This is a genomic window from Mesorhizobium sp. M7A.T.Ca.US.000.02.2.1 (assembly GCF_003996995.1).
Lineage (GTDB): Bacteria > Pseudomonadota > Alphaproteobacteria > Rhizobiales > Rhizobiaceae > Mesorhizobium.
This window is the reverse complement of the sequence record NZ_RZTT01000717.1, coordinates 1-1,612: the sequence shown is the minus strand read 5'-3', so window position 1 is coordinate 1,612 and position 1,612 is coordinate 1. Positions and strand designations below refer to the sequence as shown.

General features: G+C 62.1%; 3 protein-coding genes. 2 read left to right on the top strand and 1 reads right to left on the bottom strand.

Annotation, left to right across the window (positions count from 1 at the left end; translation table 11 throughout):
- Positions 1-318: TadE/TadG family type IV pilus assembly protein (locus tag EOD15_RS33930; RefSeq protein WP_245463849.1), on the bottom strand; the 318-nt coding region annotated here is incomplete at its 3' end.
- A 283-nt stretch (positions 319-601) separates the two neighbouring features.
- On the opposite strand from EOD15_RS33930, the gene EOD15_RS33925 reads away from it, so the two are divergent.
- A complete protein-coding gene (locus EOD15_RS33925) occupies positions 602-1,462 on the top strand; it encodes a TIGR01459 family HAD-type hydrolase (protein WP_164762090.1) in 861 nt (286 codons plus the stop codon).
- 6 nt (positions 1,463-1,468) lie between these two features.
- Positions 1,469-1,612, top strand: a 144-nt coding sequence (locus EOD15_RS33920) for an adenylyltransferase/cytidyltransferase family protein (protein WP_148129807.1), incomplete at its 3' end; no start/stop codon positions are given.

Below are 1,612 nucleotides of genomic sequence, written 5' to 3'. Positions count from 1 at the left end.
CGAATATTCTTGCTGGTCGGCAATGCTCATATTGGCCGCGAAAAATGTCAGCCCGAGCGCCTGGACATCACCTGCCGTCATGCCGGGCGAATACTTTGTGCCGACGGCGAGCCCCGCCGCGTCCAGTGAGTTCTGCAATTGCGCGGCATCCTCGCTGGTGCCCACCAGATCCATGACTCCGGCAACGCCAAGCATCATCGGCAGCATCGCCATGGCGGTTGCCAAGGCAAAGTTGCCGCGCCTGTCGCGCGCGAATCCGAGGATCATCGCTTTTAGCATCCCAGCCCAGAAACCAGTGGTCGGCATGACGATGCTCATAAAACGCTAATTTTCACGTTGCTGGATGCGTCAAAGACCGGCCAGTTTTTTGGAGGCTAGTTAACCATGCCGGCCCCACGGCACGATAGTGCGCCGCCATTGCAGCTACTGAAGCGAGGAAACCTTGGACTTTACCCATCGCAGCCTTTCGCGCGAGACATCCACTGCCGCTCGCGCGACTGGCGAAAGCTGGTGACAGGCCGGGGCGGTTCGGCTAATCCGAACCGGCTGCGGCGAACCGTCGGTGGCAGCGATCGCAACGATCATGACTGAAGGAAACGGCATGGCGGATTCGCCTGAAATCATCGGCTCGCTCGAAGACGTGTCGAAGGCCTATTCGGCAATCCTGTGCGATGTCTGGGGCGTGGTCCACAATGGTGAAACGCACTTCCCGGTGGCGGCTTCCGCACTGGCAAGGGCTCGAGAGGCGAAAATCCCCGTCGTCCTGATCACCAATTCGCCGCGTAGAAGTGCCGATGTCGTGGCGCAGATGAACGCGATCGGTGTTCCACCGTCAGCCTACGACCGGGTGGTTACCTCAGGCGACGTGACGCGGGATCTGATCGCCGAAGGGCCGCGCAAGATTTTCCATATCGGCGCCGACCGGGACTTCACCCTCTATGAAGGTCTCGACGTCGAGCTTGTCGAGGAGTTCGAGGCGTCCGGCGTCGTCTGCACCGGCCTGTTCGACGACGAGGTCGAAAAACCCGAGGATTACACGGAGCTCCTGCGGCGGCTGCGCGCCAGGAACCTGCCTTTCATCTGCGCAAATCCCGACATCGTGGTCGAGCGCGGCGAACGCATCATCTGGTGTGCCGGCGCGCTGGCGCGTGACTATGCCCAGCTTGGCGGCCGCACATTGATCGCTGGAAAACCATACGCGCCGATCTACAATCTCGCGATGAAGGAGGTTGCCGAGATTCTTGGCCAGCCGGTCGAGCGCAACCAGGTGCTGGCCATCGGCGACGGCATAATGACCGATGTGAAGGGCGCCGCCGACAATGGCTTCGATGTTCTTTATGTCTCCGGCGGCATCCATGCCCGCGACTATGGCGATGCCCTGCAACCGGATCCGGCAAGGCTGGCGGCGTTCCTGGAAAAGCATGGCTATGGTCCGGTGGCCGTCATTCCCAGGCTTCGGTAGGTGACGATGGCAGCCTTCCAACGCATCCTGGCAACCGCGCCGCTTCCCGCCGACCTGCGCGGCGGCGTGGTGGCGATCGGCAATTTCGATGGCGTCCATCGCGGCCATCAGGCGGTGCTCGAGCGCGCCTCTGCCGAGGCCGGACGGCGC